We start from the raw sequence: 19,189 nt of genomic DNA, 5'->3' as shown, positions 1-19,189 counted from the left end.
ATGAACCGAATTGGAAGGCAGTAGATGAGGATATTATAAACTTTGACAATAAACCAGAACGTGGATTAGAACAATGGCAAACATATAGACAAAAAGTAATAAACAATATCTATTGAAAGATAATATTAGTTCTGGAAAACAAATCATAGAAGAAAGTGCCCTCTATACGGTGGTGCTCTTTTTGTATGCTCTCATAACAATTGATGCAAATCTGCAGGAATTTTCTAGCGTTTAAGCCTCAAAATGTGAAAAAGATGCTAAAGTGCAGGTATTTCCGATTCGTTCCTCGGAGAGAGCCTCCACCGAAAAAAAAGCCTGCAGATTTGCAGGAATTTTGCTCAGTAGGGGCTAACCCCCCATAAATTCCTGCAGATTTGCAGTAATTTGCATCCGCGTTACTAATTCCGTCACTTATATTCTCAACTGCTTAATGTACAATAGAGCTAGCATTTTCATGAGATTACAGAAAATGAATGTTATAGCTGGAGGTTGCTGAACAGCATGAAACCAATTTTGGAAGTGGCGGAATCCATCGGGATTGCGGAAAAATACCTGGATCTGTACGGTCGGTACAAATGCAAAATAGACCTAAGCCTGCGCGAGGATTTAAAAAAAAGGCCGGACGGCAAGTTAGTGCTGGTGACGGCGATGAATCCGACGCCGGCCGGGGAAGGAAAAACGCTGACCACGATCGGGCTGGCGCAGGCGCTCAATGCGATCGGAGAGCCGACGATCGCTGCCCTAAGGGAGCCGTCGTTAGGTCCTTGCTTCGGCATGAAGGGTGGGGCGACAGGGAGCAATAAAGCGCAACTGGTCCCGTCCGAGGACATTAATTTGCATTTTACGGGCGATCTGCACGCGATCACCTCGGCGCATAATCTGCTGGCCGCGATGATCGACAATCATATATTTCAAGGGAACGCGCTGCAAATTGACACAGGCCGTATTTTGTGGAAGCGGGCGATGGACATGAACGATCGGAGCCTGCGGCAAATCGTTGTCGGACTTGGCGAGGGGAACGGGAATGTGCACGAATCCGGGTTTATGATCACGACGGCTTCCGAAGTGATGGCGGTGATGTGTCTTAGTGAGAACCACCGGGACCTCAGAGAGCGCCTCGGCCGCATGGTCGTCGCTTATACGATGTCCGGTGGGGCGGTCACCGCTGAGCAAATCGGCGCCGTGGATGCGATGACCGTGCTGCTGAAGGAAGCGCTCAAGCCGAACTTGGTGCAGACGGGCGAAGGAACGCCGGCGATTGTGCATGGCGGGCCATTTGCCAATATCGCCCACGGCTGCAGCAGTGTCATCGGCACGAAAACCGCATTGAAGCTGGCCAAGATCGTGCTGACGGAAGCCGGATTCGGCGCCGAGCTTGGCGCGGAGAAGTTCTTCGACATCAAGTGCCGGCAAGCCGGACTACAACCTGATGCGGCGGTTTTGGTCGTCACCATCAAAGCGCTGAAGTATAACGGCGGCGTTCCAAGGACAGAGCTGGATAAACCGAATCCACAAGCGTTGCAAGCCGGTTTGGCCAATATGAACCGCCATCTGGAGAATATTCGCAAATTCGGTGTGCCCGTCATGGTGGCGATTAACCATTTTACCAGTGATACGTCGGAGGAGATCCGAATCGTTCAAGAGCAATGCGCCCGCCTGGGCGTGAAGGCGGAGCTTTCCAATGTATGGGCCGCAGGCAGTGAAGGCGGCATCGAAATGGCGGAGACGCTGCGCGGCTTGCTGCAGCAGGAAGCGTCCCACTATGCGCCGTTGTACTCCGGGCACCTGGACATTAGGGCGAAAATTGAAACGATCGTGCGCGAGATCTACCGAGGCGCCGGCATCAAGCTAAACGCCAAGGCAGAGGCGAAGATTCAGGAACTTGAGCGCCAGGGCTTTGGACATTTGCCGGTTTGTATGGCCAAGACGCCGAGTTCTTTTTCAGATCAGCCAAATTTGCTTGGAGCGCCGGAAAACTTCGTCGTTCAGGTGCGGGACATCACGCTGTCGGCCGGTGCGGGATTTATTGTCGTGCTTACCGGCAATGTCGTGACGATGCCCGGATTGCCGAAAGCCCCGGCAGCGGAGCATATCCATCTCGATGAACACGGGGAAATCGCAGGTTTGTTCTAACCCGGGTATCAACCGAATTACCCACCTAGAGTCATAAATTACTTCTCTTGCAATGGAGTCCGAGCGATTTCATGCCGCAAGCGAGTGTAATTATGGCTCTTTTTTATAGAAAAATGCTTATACACAGGATATTAACAAGCTGTACACGGTTTACTACATACTCATCTGATTTATCCCCATGTGGACAAGTGTCGCCAGCAGCAGGTATCCTCCAATCATAAAAATTCCAACCATAAATCGCAATATTGTCTCCTCAAAAAAAACGCCCGCCTCCATTAGACTAAGGATGAAAATACGAGTTACTAAGAAAGGGGTTACAAAGCAATGAAGAGAACGAGAATTTGGGCGATGCTGCTGGTGGCCGTCCTGATGGTTGCTTCCTTGTCCGCCTGCGGCGGAGGCGGCAATAAAACGGCCGGCAACGGCGGAAACGCTCCGGCGAAGACCGCTAATGAAGGAGGCGGCTCCACGGACGGCGGAACGGACTCGGGTGAGAAAGTCGAGCTTACCTTCTGGTCGTTGGGCACGACAAACTATGAAGATCTGGCGAAGGAATATACGAAAGAACATCCGAACGTCACCTTCAAGTTCCAGAATACGTCCGACCAAACGGCACATCATAACAACCTGACGACGGCATTGTCCGCCGGGTCTGGCGCACCTGATATTTTCCAACTTGAAATCGCTTTTATGGAGCGGTTCATCAGCAATCAAGACAAGTTCTATAACCTCTACGATCTCGGAGCCAAAGATATCGAAGGGAACTATTTGGATTGGAAATGGAAACAAGCGACGTCCACGGACGGCTCGTTCCAACTGGGCCTTCCAACGGACATCGGTCCTACTGTAGTTTACTATCGTACGGATTTGGCCGAGCAAGCCGGCTTGCCGAAGGATCCGGACCAATTCAGCGCAGCGATCGACTCATGGGATAAGTTCGCCACGGTAGGCAAACAATTCAAAGACAAAACCGGCAAACCGTTTGCGGACCTGACGGATCTCGTCTACAACGGACTGCGCGACCAATCGCCGGACCAAATCTACTTCAACAAAGCGGATGGAGCTTTTATCGGGGACACCAATCCTCAAGTCAAGAAGGCTTATGATTTTACGGTAAAAGGTATTCAAGAAGGCTGGATCGGCAACTGGATCCTTTGGTCGCCGGAATGGCAAAACGCGATCAACAAAGGTGAATTCGGCGTCATGCTCGGCCCGGCTTGGATCGCAGGTACGATCCGGAACGCCAAAGACAGCGCCGGCAAATGGGCGATTGCCCAAATGCCTGAAGGCGCCGGAAACTGGGGCGGATCCTTCCTGACGCTGCCGAAAGAAGGCAAGCATCCGAAAGAAGCGTACGAGTTCATTTCCTGGGTGCTCAACAAAGAAAGCCAATTGAAATCGTTTAAAGACAGCGGCTTGTTCCCGTCGATTCCGGCAGTGTACGACGAACCGGCGTTCAGCGAAGAAAAGGACGAATTCTTCAGCGGCCAAGTCATTTCGCAAGCCTATGCCAAATCGGCGGAACGCGTAAAACCGGTCTACTACGGTCCGCTGCATGACCAAGTCGATACGATCATCAAAAATGCGCTCAAAAACGTGCTTGAGAAAAAAGCCGATCCGCAAAAAGAATGGGATGAAGCGATGAAACAAATCAAGACGTTGGTGGAACGCAGCTAATCGGAACAAGATTATCGAAACAGCTGCATAGCGCAGTTCATCATCCGAATCCGCGGAAGGCGACAGCCTTTTCAGCGGATTCGGATTTATCAATGACTTCCTGGAGGTGCGTCCATGGCTGACACAGTCACCGCGAAACCGTCGCAGCCGATTCCGGCCAAGCGGCCATTCTGGACAGAATCGAGACGAAGCAAGCTTACGGCATACACGTTTATTTCACCGTTCTTTATTCTGTTCGCCATTTTCGGATTGTATCCGATTCTGTTTACGATTTATTTGTCGTTTTTTAAATGGGATGCGTTAGGTCCGATGAAATACGTCGGATTCAAAAACTATGAGCTGATTACGAGCGATCCGACCTTCTGGATCTCCTTCACCAACACGCTGCTGATGGGCTTGATGGGGACGGTACCGCAGCTGATTGTCGCCCTGCTCGTCGCGGTTATGCTCAATTCCGCCCTGAACAAGTTCAAGAATACGTTCCGGATTTTGTACTTCATGCCCAATATCACATCCATTGTTGCCGTAACGCTGGTGTTCAGCACCATGTTCGGGAACAATGGGATGGTGAACTGGCTGCTGAGCAACCTGGGGATGGAAAGCGTGCCGTTCAACTCCGGCTGGTGGGGCGTCAAAATCGCCATCTCCACCATGGTCATGTGGCGCTGGATGGGGTATAACGCCATCATCTTTTTATCCGGGCTGCAAAGTATCCCGACGGATATTTACGAGGCCGCCAAAATCGACGGGGCCAGCCGCGGCCAGCAGTTGATCTACATCACGCTACCGCTGCTTCGTCCGTTTATCATCTTCGTCACGCTGGTATCAACCATCGGGGCATTGCAATTGTTTACCGAGCCTTACGTATTCCTCGGTCAGTCCGGCACAGGCTCCACGCGTCAGGAAGGGGTTACGATGGTGACCTACCTGTACAATGAGGCGTTCAAGAACGGATTCTTCGGAACCGCGGCCGCCACGGCGGTAATGTTGTTTATCGCCACGATTCTTTTCTCCGTCCTGAATATGATGCTATCGAGCCGGATGGGCGGAGACACCGGGGGGAAAAAAGCATGAGTTCACTTGCAGTAAGCCGCAAAAAACCGGATGAACCGGGACTAGTCGCCAAAACGCTCTTTTACCTGTTTTTGATTTTCGGAGCGTTGGTCTCCATTTTTCCGTTCTACTGGATGTTCGTGGTGGCTACCAATGAGAAGGACGCCGCTTTCCATATTCCGCCGTTGATGACGCCGGGTGCGGAGTTCTTCGACAATTTTTCGCGCGTGCTGGAACGGACGGACTTTTTCCGGGCGCTGATGAATTCCGTTGTCGTTTCGTCGGCCGTTACGATTTCGGTAGTCTTCCTCTGCACGCTCGCGGGGTATGCTTTTGCCAAATATGAGTTTCCGTTCAAAAAGACGCTGTTCGTTTTCGTTATCGCCACAATGCTGGTACCCGCCCAACTGGGTGTACTTCCCCAGTACGTCATCATGGCCAAGCTGCACTGGATCGACAGCTATAAAGCGCTGATCGTCCCGGCGATGGTCAACGCGTTCGGGATTTTCTGGATGCGCCAGTATATCACCTCCGCGGTTCACTCCGAGCTGCTTGAGGCCGGACGGATCGATGGCGGCGGACATTTCCGCATTTTCTGGAATATCGCAATCCCGGTCGTGACGCCGGCGATGGCGACGCTGGGTATCCTGAACTTTATGAATGTATGGAACGATTTTTTCTGGCCGCTGGTCGTGTTGAAAAACAGAGAGAATTACACGATCCAAATTGCCTTGCAGCAGCTGTTTACGAATAAAGACGGCCTGGACTTCGGCATGATCATGTCCGCTACGTTTACGGCGACGCTGCCGCTCCTGATCGTATTCCTGCTGTTCAGCCGCTGGGTGATCGCCGGGTTGACTTCCGGCGCGATAAAGAGCTAGGACTTTTGTTAGGGTGGCAAGGAGATAAGACGCATAATGAAGAATAATAGAGATAGGAGATTGTGGAGGGGGACGAATGCTTGAAGCTCCGTCGGAAAATCTTGCTGGCTATTATTCTTCTTGTGTTTATCCCCGTTATTTTGATGGGATCGATCTCGTATTTCAGTTTTTCGGGCGCCATGGAGAAGAAGTCGAGTAATTTTTATTGGGTTTCTCTGCTGGAGACCGACCGGAAGCTGAAATACGCCTTGAACGAGGTCACCACCATCTCCAATTCGGCGATAACACAACCGGTCATTCAGAAGACCTTGAAGCAGCCAAACTTTGTCATCACGTATGATCAAAGGCAAGATATCAATAACTTGATCAACCATCCGATGATCACCTCTTTCGGGCTCTATTCCAAGGAGAAGCTGTTGTATCAATATAATGAGGCCATGTCATTCGATACGCTCAGCAAACAAAACTGGTACGGGGCGATGAAGGCGGCCGAAGGGAGACCCATCTGGGTCGGCCCCGGCGAAAATGGCAGCGCCTCCACGGGGAAACCGGTTTTGATCCAGGCCCGGGTGATCAAGGATTATTATTCATTGGAGGATATTGGAGCCGCTGTCATTTACGTAAAGCCGGATATTTTGGATCAGGTGTTTTGGGACGCCGCCACGCTCAAACAAGGGGATATTCTGCTCGTCAACCAGCAGGGAAATATCGTGTTTGACAAGTCGGGCGAGCATATTGGGGAACGTACGGATTTTCCGTTTTTAAGCGAGAGTCCGAAGGTGGACGGAAACGGAAAAGGCTATTATGTCGATAAATACGCGGGCGAGAAATCGCTGATTACTTATTTGCCTTCACATAACAAAGATTGGTATCTCGTCGCCATTACGCCGAGTAAGCTGATCGCGTCGGAGTCGATTCAGATCCGCAATATCGCCATGGTCCTGGTGCTGGTCTCCTTGGTTTCGGCCTTCTTGTTCGACCGCTATTTTGTCCGCCGGATGGTGCGGAGCATTATCAGTGCGGTGAACGGGATGAAGCGGGTGCAGCAGGGCATTTTCGTACCGATTCCGCCTGCCTTGCGGGCCGGGGATGAAACGGATTTGCTGATCGACGGCTTTAACCGGATGAGTACGCAAATTTCCGAGCTGATCGAGCAGGTGCAGACGGAGCAAGCGCGAAAAAAAGAAGTGGAGCTGCAGGCGCTCGTGGCGCAGATCAATCCGCATTTTATATACAATTCATTGGAGTCGATCAATTCGATGGCCGTGCTTCAAGGGAACAAGGATATCAGCAAAATGGTCGTATCGCTCGGTAAACTGCTGCGGATCAGCATCAGCGAAAGCCAGCAGTTGATTCCCTTGTCGATGGAGATGGAGCATGTACGGCATTATTTGAACATTCAGAAATTCCGGTTCGAAGATAAGTTCACGTATCAAATCGAAATCCCGGAATCCTTGAAATATTACAAAACGCAAAAGCTGATCGTGCAGCCGATCGTCGAGAACGCGCTGTACCATGCCATCGAGCCGATGGAAGAGCACGGATTCATTTCGATCACCGCCCGGGATGGTGGACGGGATATCCTCATCGACGTGATGGACAACGGGCCCGGGTTTGATCACGAGACGCTGATGAACTTGTGGAACAAGGACCGCAGCAGTCTGAAAAAATACAGGGAGAACGGCGTCGGCCTCAAAAATGTGCACGAACGGCTCAGCATCCGGTTCGGCGGTTATTACGGGATCATGATCTGTTCCTCCCCGGGATGCGGGTCGATCATCCGGATTCGCATCCCGAAAATCGATTCATGAAGGGGGAAAGAGCGGTCGTGAAATGGTTGATCAATTGGGGCTGGATCGTCGTGTACGCTTTCGTATTGGCCGTCTCGGTGCTCATTCTCGCCATGAACGGGAGCGAGCCGATCGAGGAGAGACAGACCGAAAAAATCACACTGACCTTTCGTCATTTCTGGATCAAGGAGCATGACCGGAAAATGCTGAGTATTTTTGAGGAGGTTGTAGATTCGTTTCAAAAATCCCATCCGAATGTCAAAGTGAATTTTGAGGGAATGGATCAGACCGTCCACCGGGAGCAAAAGCTGAAAAGCGAAATGGTGACGGGAACGGCGCCGGATATGTTCGTGCTCTTCGCCGGCGCCGAGATCGAGCCTTATGTCCGCTCCAACCGGTTGATGGATCTGACGTACTTCGTCCGGGAGAGCGGGCTCGAGGGGAAATTTCAGGATCTTCAGGCGTGGTCGTACGACGGCCGTATCTACGGTTTGCCAATCGAGGGGCATGCCGAGCCGCTATACTATAATAAGGAGATATTCTCCAAATACGACATTTCACCGCCCAAAACGCTTGGGGAGATGGACGCTGTCGTGAAGCGGCTCAAGGCGAACGGGGTGATTCCATTTGCGCTCGGCAATGAAGAACGCTGGCCTGCCGCGATTTTCGCCCACTACTTCATGGACCGCTATGCGGGACCGGAGCTCATTAACCAATTGACCCGGGGAAATCCGAAAGCGGATTTTAACAACAGCGCCTACCTGCAGGCGATGATGCATTTTAAAAGCTGGGTATCCGAGGGAGCGTTCAGCGAGCCGACCAACGATTTATCCACGGAAGAGGCCATCGATTTGTTTACGTCGGGAAAAGCGGCCATGTATTTGAACGGAAGCTGGGATATCAACCTGTTCCATAACGGGGACGAACCGGATGATTTCCCGGACCGGGTCGGCGTAACTTCGTTCCCTACGCTGCTTCCGGACCAGGAGCCTTCGTTAGCGGGCGGCTATACGATCGGGATCGCGCTGTCCTCCAATCTGGATGAGGCGAAGCGCACCGCTGCTCTGGAATTGTTGCAAGCGTTTTATACGGAAGAAATCCAGGAGCGGGTCGTATATGAAGGACTGCGGATTCCGTCGATGAAAATCACGTTTGATTCGGAACGTACAGGGCCGGTGTTCGATCAGGTCGTGAAGCTGATGCGGCAGAGCGATAAGATTTTTTTGGCGTATGACAATGCCTTGTCACCCGAGGTGAACAAAACGTTCCTGAAGGTCGTGGAACAGATTTTGGGCGGCCAAGTCTCCCCCAATGAAGCGCTTGAGCAGATTCAGGCGACATCGGAGCAATATTGGAACCAACGCAACAGTTCTCTGCCCAATTAATGGTCTGGAGGTGTCTTCATGGAATCCAAAGAAGCAAAGTATCGGGTTGTTCTCGTAGATGACGAACCGATTATTTTGCGGAGCTTAAAGGTGGCGATTCCCTGGCATGAGCTGAACCTGGAAATTGCCGGAGAAGCGCGAAACGGAGAAGAGGCGCTCAAGCTGGTCCGCGAGCTCTCTCCGCATATGGTCATCAGCGATATCCGCATGCCGGGGCTGGACGGAATCAGCTTGATGAAGGAAGTGATGGCGGAGAACCCCAAGCGCCTGTTTATCTTTATCAGCGGCTACGGAGAGTTCGAATATGCCAGGGAAGCGCTGCGGGAGGGGGCCTTCGATTACTTGCTCAAGCCGATCGACCACGATGAATTGATCCAAATGATCCTGCGCGCCATCAAAACGTTGGAAAAACAGCTGGAGAACGATAAGCTGCTTCATTCCGTGCAAATGCTGTCGATGCTGGCCCGGGAGCGAATGTTTGCCGAATTGATCGAGGGCAATCACAGCGAAAGCCATCTCCGGCACATGAAATGGCTGGAGAACAGCGAGCTTCAGGAGGATTATGTTGTGGCCGTGCTGCAATTGGACCACTATCTCAAGCTGTACGACCAATGGTCCATGGAAGAGAGAAGGCTGTGGTTGTTCGCGATCCGCAATATTCTAAGCGAATGGTCGATTGCCCAAGGGGCATTGACGTTATTCCCTTTCCACAGCGGGGAGTGGGTCATGCTGTTTCCGGCGGCGATGAGCGGGCGGAGGGAAAGCTTGGGCCGGGACATCATTCACCGGATCAAGGTCAATACGAAGCTGTCCTGTTCCATCGGCTTCAGCCAGACGGCGCAGGGAATCGGCCAATTGAGCGAGGCTTACCAGAGCGCGGCCAGAGCGTTGTATCGGCGGTTTTACAGTGACAGGGAAGGGGTATTCGTCGAACCGGCCCCCGAGCTGGGGGCGGCGCGCGAAGCGAAGTATCCGAAGCACTTGGAACCGGGGATGCTGGAAGCGGTCCGCACGCTGGACGACGAGCGCCTGATCGCCCTGCTGGATGAGACGAAGGGCTATCTGGAAGCGCAGGCATTCTCCAAGGAAACCGCGGAACGGATGATCGTCGAGCTGACGGTGGTTTTGTACCGTGAATTTGAGCATATGAAGCTGCTGCTGGAGTGGTCGCTGGAGGGGATTCTGCAGGAGCTGCATTCCCTGGAGAGCCTGAATGAAATGATCGGACTGCTAAAACTGAATTTCGGGAAATGGATCAAGGAGAGCAAGGAATCCCAGCCGAAGGAACACATCCACAGCATGATCGACAAAACGAAAGGGTATATAGCCAATCATTATCATAAGGATCTCAGCATCGAGGAGGTGGCGGAAGTGGCCGACCTGAGCATCAGCCATTTCTGCATGCTGTTTAAACAGGTGACGGGATACACCTTCCTCGAGTATTTAACCCAATGCCGAATCGAGAAAGCCAAATTTATTCTACAAAATAGTCAGGTTAAAGTGTATCAGATCGCCCCGCTGGTCGGGTATCAAGATCCGCGTTACTTCACGCAGGTGTTCAAAAAGGTCACCGGCATGACGCCTTCGGAATACCGGGAAGCCCACGCCTCCTGACGCTCACCCCAAAAAGAACCGCCGGAACGGCGGTTCTTTTTGGGGTTCATTTCGCATTAAGTTACGAGCGCCCGCGTCTCATTGAGCCCATGATCAGGCTGACAATAAATACAAGCACAACGGCACCGATCAGAGCCGGAACGAAGTAGAAATCTCCGATGACCGGACCCCAGTTGCCCAGAATCAGGCTGCCCAGCCAAGCGCCGATAAAGCCTGCGATGATATTACCGATGATGCCGCCGGGAATATCTCTGCCCATAATTAACCCTGCCAGCCAACCGATAACGCCACCGATAATTAAGGACCATAAGAAACCCATTCGTATCACCTCTTATGTGTTTAATTTGCTTGTCGATTACTATTAACCAAAGAGGGGGTTTTTAAACAACCGGGTAAAAAATGAGCCTGGATTGGATGAAGAAGTTGGCTGCATAAAAACAGAGTATACATGTGCGGAGGGATATGTTACAATCCAGCTAGCAACTTCCAAAATTAAACAAAATTAACAGCGTGAATATTGTAAGGGCTTACATATTTAATTTTGTTTTGCGGAGCTGCAAAGTTGAACAGCAGGAGGTGAGTATGCCCCAAAAAACAAACGTTTGCACTTCCTAATATTCCAATGGCTAAGAAAGTAATCTTTTTTTCGAAGAGTGCATTTTCCGAAAAATACAAACGTTTGCACAAAAAATACTTATTTTGAAAGGAGTAAACGCGTGAAGAAAAAGACCCTCAGGTGTGCGTCATTTTTTCTCAGTTTTATATTCCTGATTACAATATTCTTTGGTTCACAGGTTTTACCGGTTCAGTATGCGGATGCTTTGGAGGCGGGGGCGGGCGCTTTAGCGGAGAAGGTTACGGAGACGGAGGGCCCGACCGGACCGGCTGTCTTCAGCTGGGATAATGCAAACGTTTACTTTGTAATGACCGATCGTTTTAAGGATGGGGATCCAAGCAATAATAACGCTTATGGCAGACCTACTCGTGACGCGACCGGCAAGAATATCGGCACATTTCATGGAGGTGACCTCAAGGGGCTGACCGAGAAGCTGAATGAAGGATACTTTACGAAGCTGGGGACCAATGCGATTTGGATTACGGCCCCTTACGAGCAGATCCACGGTTGGGTCGGCGGCGGGAACGGCGGGGACTTCGCCCATTATGGGTACCATGGTTACTATGCGCTTGATTTTACAATGATGGATAAAAATATGGGTACCGTCGAAGATATGCGGGAATTTGTGGATACCGCGCATGAAAAAGGGATTCGGGTCATTTTGGACGTCGTTTTGAACCACCCGGGCTACGGAACCCTGAAAGACATGGAGGAATATGGCTTTGGCGCCCGCAACAACATAGGGGCCGGCTGGACGCCGGGAAGCGGTCAAACCTGGCACAGCTTTCACGATAACGTAAATTATAACGATGCTCCGGCCTGGGCCACATGGTGGGGAGGTTGGGTTCGGGCGGGCATCGCCGGCTATGAGAGCTGTGGAGGTAGCGATCTCACGCAATGTGTAGGAAATTTACCTGATTTTCGCACGAACGTGACGAACAATATCGGGCTCCCGACCCTGCTGAAAACAAAATGGGGCAAAGAAACCGCCGGATACGAGCCGTGGATCGTTCCTTCGGCCAAAAACCTGCGGAAGGATCTGGGCCTTCCCCCGGCCGATTATGTCATCAAGTGGCTGGGAGCTTGGGTAGAAGAGTTTGGCATTGACGGGTTCAGAGCGGATACGGCCAAGCATGTGGAGCTCAACCGGTGGAAACAGCTAAAGAGTGAAACCAATGCGGCTCTGCAAAAATGGAGACAAAACAATCCGGATAAACCCGGTGCCGATTGGAACGATCCTTTTTGGATGACCGGCGAAGTCTGGGGGCATGGGGTAGGCAAAAGCGAGTATTTCAACAACGGATTTGATTCCATCATCAACTTTTCCTTCCAAGGCGCGAACTTAAACTCCCTGGAAGGCATCTATGCCGATTACGCCACGAAGATCAATAATGATCCCGGGTTTAACGTATTAAGCTATATTTCCTCGCACGATACTAAGCTGTACGATCGGGGAGGGTTAATTCAAGCCGGCACGGCGCTTCTTTTGTTGCCGGGCGGAGTGAAAACGTTCTATGGAGACGAGGCGGCGAGGGCTTTCGGAGATACCGGCTCGGATCCTCAACAGGGGACGCGCTCTTCGATGAACTGGAATCAGCTCAATCAGAATGTCCTTTCGCATTGGCAGAAGGTAGGCCAATTCCGGAATCAACATATTGCCGTAGGAGCTGGGAGCCATGCCAAAATTGCCGACAGTCCCTACACCTTCAAGCGCACTTATGACAAAGACGGGATTACCGACAAGGTGGTAGTCGCCATAGGCGCTTCGGGGACTACCCAGGTGAACGTGGCGTCCGTGTTTCCGGACGGAACCACCGTCAGGGATGCCTATACCGGGGATGAAGCCTTGGTAAGCGGAGGTGTCGCCACACTCACGCCGGGAGCCCATGGACTCATCTTGATCGAGCAAATCAAGGAATCCGATTTGCCGGCCGTGTCCGCTTCTCCCGCGGGCGGCAGCTTCAAAACCGAGACTTTGGAAATCAAACTGCGTGTCAATAAAGCCGAAAGCGGAAAGTATACCTTGGACGGAAGCGATCCCAAACAAGGGATCAGCTACACAAACGGAACGGAGATTACGATCGGCGAAGCGATGGAGTTTGGCGATTCGGTCATGCTGCGATTATACGCTGAAAATCAACACGGCTCCGCCCTGCAAGAGTTTAAATATACCAAAAAAGACCCCAACAGCGGTTTGACGGTTCACTTCAAGAAGCCGGCCGATTGGGGAGCGCCGCAATTGTATTATTACGATACCATCCCCAAGGTAACAGAACCCACTTGGGCAACGTCTCCTGCGATGATCAAGGAGAGCGGAGAGTGGTATGCTTATACCATCAATGGCGTCGACAGTGCAACGTTGATTTTCCGGGACAGCAACGGTAGGCAGAATCCCGGAAAAGGCCAGCACGGATTCGTAAGAACCTCGGAAGGCTGGTACGACGGAACCTGGCATGAGTCGAATCCGGACGGGGTTGGCGACACGGAGCCGCCTACGGCTCCCGGCGGTTTGAGAGCCGACCGGACTACCGATACGACGGTGACGTTAAGTTGGGACGCTTCTACCGATAATGTAGCGGTAACGGAGTATGACATCTACCGCAACAATGTGAAGGTAGGCAGCGCTTCAAAGACAACGTTTACGGATACGGGGCTGACACCGGAGACGGCTTACCAGTACACGGCAAAAGCGCGCGATGCCGCCGGCAACGAGTCGCCGGTCAGCGACAGGGTGGAAGTGACCACTGAGCCGGCCGGAAGCGGAGGCAACAAGGTGACGGTCTACTACAAGCACGGCTTCACCACACCGTTTATCCATTACCGTCCGGAAGGCGGAAGCTGGACGACTGCGCCGGGGGTGGCCATGGAGCCGTCCGAGGTTGCGGGATACAGCAAGCTGACCATCGATATCGGAACGGCTTCGCGTTTGGAGGCCTGCTTTAGCGATGGGAAGGCGAACTGGGACAGCAACAACCAACGAAATTATCTCTTCAACGCCGGAACATGGACATACAACGGGAATGGCGATATTCAGTCAGGAGTGCCCCATGCCTCGACTTTGGAATCTATCGACCCGGCCCCCGATGCATTGGATACTCCTGATATTCCAAATGGAAAATCCGGTGACTCCGATGGTCCAGGCAGTTCTCCCGAAGAGCGGGGAGCGGAAGCGGCATAATTCCTTAGGAGATGCGAGGAGCCCGTGTCATTAAAAGACACGGGTTCTTTTAAGTTACACCAAGGTTCATTTGTCAGCGCCAGCTTCCCTTTGAAGCCGGGCAGATGAATAAGGGCCTGTGCTGCCCGCCACATTAACGGTCTTTTGGGCACTAACCCGCACACGATCTGAGACAGACCTTACCTTACCTGCATTGATGGAATCGAGAATGAATTCCTGCAAAAGGTCAGGCTTTCCGGCTGGTACTAATGCCTGAGGGAAGTCTAACGGCTGTACCAGCCGCTATTTAACGAAAAGTAACCCTTTCGAAATTCTAGCGGTCGTGAGCGCCGTTATTTCCCTGGATTCTCGCCCAAACAGCCTGTTTATGCGAAATAAGCGCCGTGGCGACCGTTAGAATGGGAAGTCGGCGTTTTTAGGGCAAATAACGGCTGTGGCAACCGTTAGCGTTAAAATGCGCCGGCGGTTAGGGAAATGGGGAGCGCTGGATCCAACTCGCCACACCGAGGCGACAAGTTTCAAAATAGGCAGGACTCTGTCAGGTTTGATGCAGCTTCAGGGCCTTGAATGCAAACCCTGATTTCGGGGCCCGCATCAGGGCAAGGCCCTTTTTGACCGCTATTTTTCCCCCGAAGCCGAATCGGGCCGAAGTAGCGCCCCAAAAGGCCGCTATGGCGGAGGCGGATTATCCGGCATAGCGGTTTCTTCCCCTGATCAGCAGAAACAGAGCGACCGGAACGATAATCAGCATCAAGATCAAGGCCCAGATCAGGTCCCCCAAGCCTACGACACCTTCCGAGAGCAGACGGTAATAGGCATATAGCGAATAAGGGAGCACGGGGAAAACGGCGGTAATCACGCCGGGGGTGTATTTTTTTAAATATAGTGCTTGCCCGACATGGGTGAAAACATGAAGAAAGTAGAGGTGGAGTGCCGCTAGGAAGAGCAGGTACACGTGAAAAAAGACGGCCAGCCCCGTTGCGACGACGATGATCGTATAGACCGCAAATACATCTTTGGCGAAATGGAGCGTGTTCATGCGGAGGGAGGAGCCGAGAATTTTTTTAAAGAAATCGGGTAAAGTGTCGTCGAGATGATCGCGATGCCGGGTGGCCCATTTCTCCACGGTGAGCAGTTCTTCAAAGTCATGGAACAGGAAAGTCACCGGGAATAGCCAGAACAGGCTGACCAGTTGAATATGTTCGTTCAAAAAAGGCAATAAACTCACGGGAATCCCCCCAATATATTAAGCATGACTCGCCGGATGAAGCAAAATGCCGTTCAGGAACAAACGTCCCAACTGTTCACCCATTTCCGCCGCAGTCTTGTCTCCGGCAGTCCCGTATTTGTAAATCAGTCGTTCCACCGAGGCGACAACCGACTCCGCGGCGAGCTCGGGGTCCACCTTGGGGCTGACGATCCTCGCCTGTTGATTTCGGAGCATATTGCCGCTGATTTGCCGGACAATGGAATCCCGGAGGGAAGCCCCTCCCTCCGACTCGAGCAGCGCAATGCGGGTGAGGTTGACGTTTTGCCCCAGCAGGCTGAACAGTCCAGTAAAAGTATGGATGACAAACGCCTCCAGCGCTTCGGGGGACTTGTTTCCGGCCTCGCGTCCCGCATCGGTAAACGGTTGGAGCTGTTCTTCAAATTTGCCAAGCAGCTCCTGCAGGATCTCATCCTTGCTCTTAAAGTATTGGTAAAAAGAGGCCTGAGTGAGCCCGGCCGTTTTAACGATTTGACTCACGGTCGCGGCGTGATAGCCCTTGTCGGCAAAAAGCTGCTCCGCCGCCGCCAGCAGCTTGTTCTTACTCGCTTCTCCTTTAGAGGTAAGCATTTCTCCGGCCTCCGATCATTCATATTTTTATTATAACTAACTAATCAGTTATAAATTAATATAAACGAATGGACGAAAAAGGTAAAGCTCCTTCCGTTCCCAAGCCGGATCGGCGGGTTCGGAAGGAGCCCGGTTAAATGCTCGTTTTGAGAGCGCCAGTCTAACGTAGCGAGGGCTTGGGCCTTTGCTGTTGAAATGCTGGTTCCGCCGCCGTCGCCGTCGCCGCAGCCTTAGCCGTTATGGTGGCTGGGACCTCGGCCAGGCCGCAAAATCCCGCGCATTCGCTGAAGGCGAAGTGCCGGCATCCTTGGCATTTGTCCTTGTTTAACAGCCCCAGCACATATTCTATCGCCTCGCCGGTATGCTCAAAGAAATTCCCCTCGCCGATGAGTTCCAGCGCACCGGTCTTTTGAAGCAACCGGCGCGGCTGGTGGCGCAAGCCGGTAACGACGACGCTCACCCCTGCCGTCTGCAGACGTTTCACGAGCGAGGCAAAATTCGCTTCCCCCGTCGTGTCCATCAGGGGCACCTGGCTCATGCGGAAGATCACGGCCCGAAGCTCCCGGCGCTCCAGCCGGACACCGAAATCGGCAAAGGTTTGGGAGGCTCCGAAAAACAGTGGGCCGTTCACCGTAAAGATAGAGACCTGAGGGCAATCATGATCCTCGGTAACGGTATGTGCGCTCACTTTCTTTTTGCTGGAGGCGGGATCCGGCAGCACCTTATCGACGGTGAGCATATCGCTCATCCGCTTGATGAAGAGCAGCACGGCAAGGACGAGCCCGATTTCCACGGCCGTGGTGAGGGTGGTGAACACGGTCAGCAAAAAGGTAACCAGCAGAATGACGGAGTCGCTTGTCCGCGTCCGGAGCAGCTTGGCGAACGATTTGCGTTCGCTCATGTTCCAGGCGACCATCATGAGAATCGGCGCCATGGCGGCCAGCGGGATATTCGAAGCATACGGCGCGAATACCGCCACGATCAGCAGCACGACCACCCCGTGGATGATGCCGGAAAAAGGCGACACCGCTCCGTTTCGGATATTCGTGGCCGTCCGCGCGATCGCCCCGGTGGCCGGAATGCCGCCGAAGAACGGGGTGACGATGTTCGCGATGCCTTGACCGATCAGCTCCCGGTTGCTGTTATGCCGGGTTCCCGTCATTCCGTCGGCAACCACGGCCGAGAGCAGAGATTCGATGCTGCCGAGCATCGCGATGATCAGGGCCGGCTGCAGCATACTGCCGATATGATCCCACGACAGGTCGAGTGAATGGAGGCGGGGCAGGCCGCCGGGAATCGTGCCATAGGCGGAGCCGATCGTCGCCACCTTCCCCGGAAAGAGCCAGGCCGCGGCCAGCGTGGACACGATGATGCCGACCAGCGATCCGGGCACTTTCGGCAGGACCTTCGGCGTCAGAATTAAAGCGGCCAGACAGATACAGCCCGTCAGCACGCTGAAGATATTCAGGGTAGACAGCCGGCGGGCGATTTCGAGCATACTTTCATGGAAGTATTCGTGCCGCTCGACGCCTTCAAGCCCCAAAAAACCGGCGATTTGCCCGCTAAAGATCGTGACGGCGATGCCTGCGGTAAAGCCGATCGTCACGGGGCGGGGAATAAACTTGATCAAGGCCCCCAGCCGGAACAAGCCCATCAGCAGCAGTATAACTCCCGCAAGAAATCCGGCAATCAGCAGGTTCTCGTAACCGTACTGAAGCACGATCGCCAGCAGAATGGGAATGAATGCCCCGGTCGGTCCACCGATCTGGAACCTAGATCCCCCCAGCAGCGAGATGAGAATGCCGGCCACGATCGTTGTATATAGTCCATACTCCGGTTTGACCCCCGAAGCGATAGCGAACGCCATGCCGAGCGGGATCGCCACAATCCCCACAATACAGCCCGAGATCAGATCCTGGCGCAAATCCCTTGCCTGATACCCGCTAAACCGTCCTGTCCACTTCATTCCTAACCCTTCTTTTCCGCATGTTGTTTTTAAGTCGGATAATTTTACTTTTCTTTACGAATGCCTTCCAGTAAGGAGATGGATTCCACCAAATGGTTGTCAAAAATCTGCCGGGCCACCGCCAACAAATCCTTGATCAAAGGATCGCGGAGGGAGTATACGACTGTTGTGCCTTCTTTTACCGTGTTGACCAGATTCTTGGCCCGGAGCACGGACAACTGCTGGGATACGGCCGAGCCTTCGGAACCGAGTATCGTCTGTAGTTCATTGACATTCCGTTCCCCCTCGCATAGAACCTCCAATATACGAATACGCATCGGATGGGCCAGCGCTTTGAAAAATTCGGCTTTAAACTGCTGCAAGCTCACGTCCATCGATTGAAGCCCCTCCTTTGTCTATATTTTCGTATATTCAAAAATTTGAATATTGAGAACAATGCCAACATTGTATCATGGGCCGGTTTTAAAAAATGTGATGCTGCTCATAGGAGAAGTACTAACAAACTCGCCATCAATTGACATTGATAATTATTATCAATTAAACTAGCAGAGTGATGTGTTTGTAATTTTAAGGAGGCGTTATCCTTGTTTGTCATGACGAGAACGATGCGAATCGAAAAGGGCCACAGCGATAAAGTGGTCGCCCGGTTCAGCGAACCGAGCCCGCTCCATGAAATGGACGGATTAATCGATGTCAGCGTGATGGTGAATACCAAGAGCAAAGAGGAAGAAGAAGTGGTTGTGGTGATCCGCTGGGAATCGCAGGAGGCCTGGAAGAACTGGGAGAAGAGCGATGCCCATATCCAAGGGCACAAGGAAAACCGCGGTAAGCAGCCGCCGGCGTTCGTCCTCGGCACGGAGGTCAAAATGTACGATGCCGAAGTCGTGAAACGGGGAAAGGCTTCCCGCTAAACTCTAACCTTTAGGGCCGAATAATCCGGCCTCATTCATTTTGCCGCCATGAGGCGGCTTTTTTGTTGATTGACGTTTTTTTTGGACAAAGGGTACAATTTTATAAAAAACAGGGGTGTACGGCCAGGCGCCAGCCCCCGGCAGGGAG

14 protein-coding genes are annotated in these 19,189 nt (G+C 52.5%); 9 read left to right on the top strand and 5 right to left on the bottom strand.

Going from position 1 to position 19,189, the window contains the following annotated elements; translation table 11 throughout:
• Positions 1–501 precede the first annotated feature (501 nt).
• From V4U84_RS19425 to V4U84_RS19395, 7 genes are all read left to right on the top strand, one after another.
• Complete coding sequence (locus V4U84_RS19425) at positions 502–2,133, top strand: formate--tetrahydrofolate ligase (protein WP_334077779.1); 1,632 nt, start codon at positions 502–504, stop codon at positions 2,131–2,133.
• A gap of 324 nt (positions 2,134–2,457) precedes the next feature.
• On the top strand, positions 2,458–3,810 hold the full coding sequence (locus V4U84_RS19420) for an ABC transporter substrate-binding protein (RefSeq protein ID WP_334075863.1): 1,353 nt from the start codon (positions 2,458–2,460) through the stop codon (positions 3,808–3,810).
• 114 nt (positions 3,811–3,924) lie between these two features.
• The gene (locus V4U84_RS19415) at positions 3,925–4,884 is read left to right on the top strand and encodes a carbohydrate ABC transporter permease (RefSeq protein ID WP_334075862.1); all 960 of its coding nucleotides are present in this window, start codon (positions 3,925–3,927) and stop codon (positions 4,882–4,884) included.
• A complete protein-coding gene (locus V4U84_RS19410) occupies positions 4,881–5,744 on the top strand; it encodes a carbohydrate ABC transporter permease (protein WP_334075861.1) in 864 nt (287 codons plus the stop codon). Before V4U84_RS19415 ends, V4U84_RS19410 begins: the two co-directional genes overlap by 4 nt.
• An 80-nt stretch (positions 5,745–5,824) precedes the next feature.
• A complete protein-coding gene (locus tag V4U84_RS19405) occupies positions 5,825–7,555 on the top strand; it encodes a cache domain-containing sensor histidine kinase (RefSeq protein ID WP_334075860.1) in 1,731 nt (576 codons plus the stop codon).
• Positions 7,556–7,572: 17 nt separating this feature from the next.
• Positions 7,573–8,919 carry an extracellular solute-binding protein gene (locus V4U84_RS19400; RefSeq protein ID WP_334075859.1) on the top strand — a complete coding sequence of 449 codons (1,347 nt, stop codon included), beginning with the start codon at positions 7,573–7,575 and terminating at the stop codon, positions 8,917–8,919.
• Between the two features lie 18 nt (positions 8,920–8,937).
• The gene (locus tag V4U84_RS19395) at positions 8,938–10,533 is read left to right on the top strand and encodes a response regulator (RefSeq protein WP_334075858.1); all 1,596 of its coding nucleotides are present in this window, start codon (positions 8,938–8,940) and stop codon (positions 10,531–10,533) included.
• 61 nt (positions 10,534–10,594) lie between these two features.
• Here V4U84_RS19395 and V4U84_RS19390 read toward each other — a convergent pair whose 3' ends face one another.
• Positions 10,595–10,852 carry a GlsB/YeaQ/YmgE family stress response membrane protein gene (locus V4U84_RS19390; RefSeq protein WP_334075857.1) on the bottom strand — a complete coding sequence of 86 codons (258 nt, stop codon included), beginning with the start codon at positions 10,850–10,852 and terminating at the stop codon, positions 10,595–10,597.
• Positions 10,853–11,249: 397 nt separating this feature from the next.
• Between V4U84_RS19390 and V4U84_RS19385 the strand changes: the two genes are divergently transcribed.
• On the top strand, positions 11,250–14,327 hold the full coding sequence (locus V4U84_RS19385; protein WP_334077778.1) for an alpha-amylase family glycosyl hydrolase: 3,078 nt from the start codon (positions 11,250–11,252) through the stop codon (positions 14,325–14,327).
• Positions 14,328–15,012: 685 nt separating this feature from the next.
• On the opposite strand, the gene V4U84_RS19380 is transcribed toward V4U84_RS19385, so the two are convergent.
• The 4 genes from V4U84_RS19380 to V4U84_RS19365 all read right to left on the bottom strand — a co-directional run bounded on the left by V4U84_RS19380 (position 15,013) and on the right by V4U84_RS19365 (position 18,504).
• Entirely contained in the window at positions 15,013–15,555 is a 543-nt protein-coding gene (locus tag V4U84_RS19380; protein WP_334075855.1) for an HXXEE domain-containing protein, read from the bottom strand.
• 18 nt (positions 15,556–15,573) lie between these two features.
• Entirely contained in the window at positions 15,574–16,164 is a 591-nt protein-coding gene (locus V4U84_RS19375) for a TetR/AcrR family transcriptional regulator (protein ID WP_334075854.1), read from the bottom strand.
• Positions 16,165–16,324: 160 nt separating this feature from the next.
• A complete protein-coding gene (locus V4U84_RS19370) occupies positions 16,325–18,130 on the bottom strand; it encodes a SulP family inorganic anion transporter (protein ID WP_334077777.1) in 1,806 nt (601 codons plus the stop codon).
• A 44-nt stretch (positions 18,131–18,174) separates the two neighbouring features.
• Complete coding sequence (locus V4U84_RS19365; protein WP_334075852.1) at positions 18,175–18,504, bottom strand: ArsR/SmtB family transcription factor; 330 nt, start codon at positions 18,502–18,504, stop codon at positions 18,175–18,177.
• A 210-nt stretch (positions 18,505–18,714) separates the two neighbouring features.
• Here V4U84_RS19365 and V4U84_RS19360 point away from each other — a divergent pair, with 210 nt between their 5' ends.
• A complete protein-coding gene (locus V4U84_RS19360; RefSeq protein ID WP_334075851.1) occupies positions 18,715–19,041 on the top strand; it encodes an antibiotic biosynthesis monooxygenase in 327 nt (108 codons plus the stop codon).
• The last annotated feature ends 148 nt before the right edge of the window (positions 19,042–19,189 follow it).

Origin of the sequence: Paenibacillus sanfengchensis (genome assembly GCF_036864765.1) — a bacterium.
Taxonomy (GTDB): Bacteria; Bacillota; Bacilli; order Paenibacillales; family Paenibacillaceae; genus Fontibacillus; species Fontibacillus sanfengchensis.
This window is presented reverse-complemented; position numbering and strand designations above follow the sequence as displayed.

Coding starts and splice junctions, on each gene's coding strand:
- V4U84_RS19425 (WP_334077779.1), top strand. CDS start 502: ATGAAACCAATTTTGGAAGTGGCGGAATCCATCGGGATTGCGGAAAAA.
- V4U84_RS19375 (WP_334075854.1), bottom strand. CDS start 16,164: ATGCTTACCTCTAAAGGAGAAGCGAGTAAGAACAAGCTGCTGGCGGCG.
- V4U84_RS19370 (WP_334077777.1), bottom strand. CDS start 18,130: ATGAAGTGGACAGGACGGTTTAGCGGGTATCAGGCAAGGGATTTGCGC.
- V4U84_RS19365 (WP_334075852.1), bottom strand. CDS start 18,504: ATGGACGTGAGCTTGCAGCAGTTTAAAGCCGAATTTTTCAAAGCGCTG.
- V4U84_RS19410 (WP_334075861.1), top strand. CDS start 4,881: ATGAGTTCACTTGCAGTAAGCCGCAAAAAACCGGATGAACCGGGACTA.
- V4U84_RS19420 (WP_334075863.1), top strand. CDS start 2,458: ATGAAGAGAACGAGAATTTGGGCGATGCTGCTGGTGGCCGTCCTGATG.
- V4U84_RS19395 (WP_334075858.1), top strand. CDS start 8,938: ATGGAATCCAAAGAAGCAAAGTATCGGGTTGTTCTCGTAGATGACGAA.
- V4U84_RS19390 (WP_334075857.1), bottom strand. CDS start 10,852: ATGGGTTTCTTATGGTCCTTAATTATCGGTGGCGTTATCGGTTGGCTG.
- V4U84_RS19415 (WP_334075862.1), top strand. CDS start 3,925: ATGGCTGACACAGTCACCGCGAAACCGTCGCAGCCGATTCCGGCCAAG.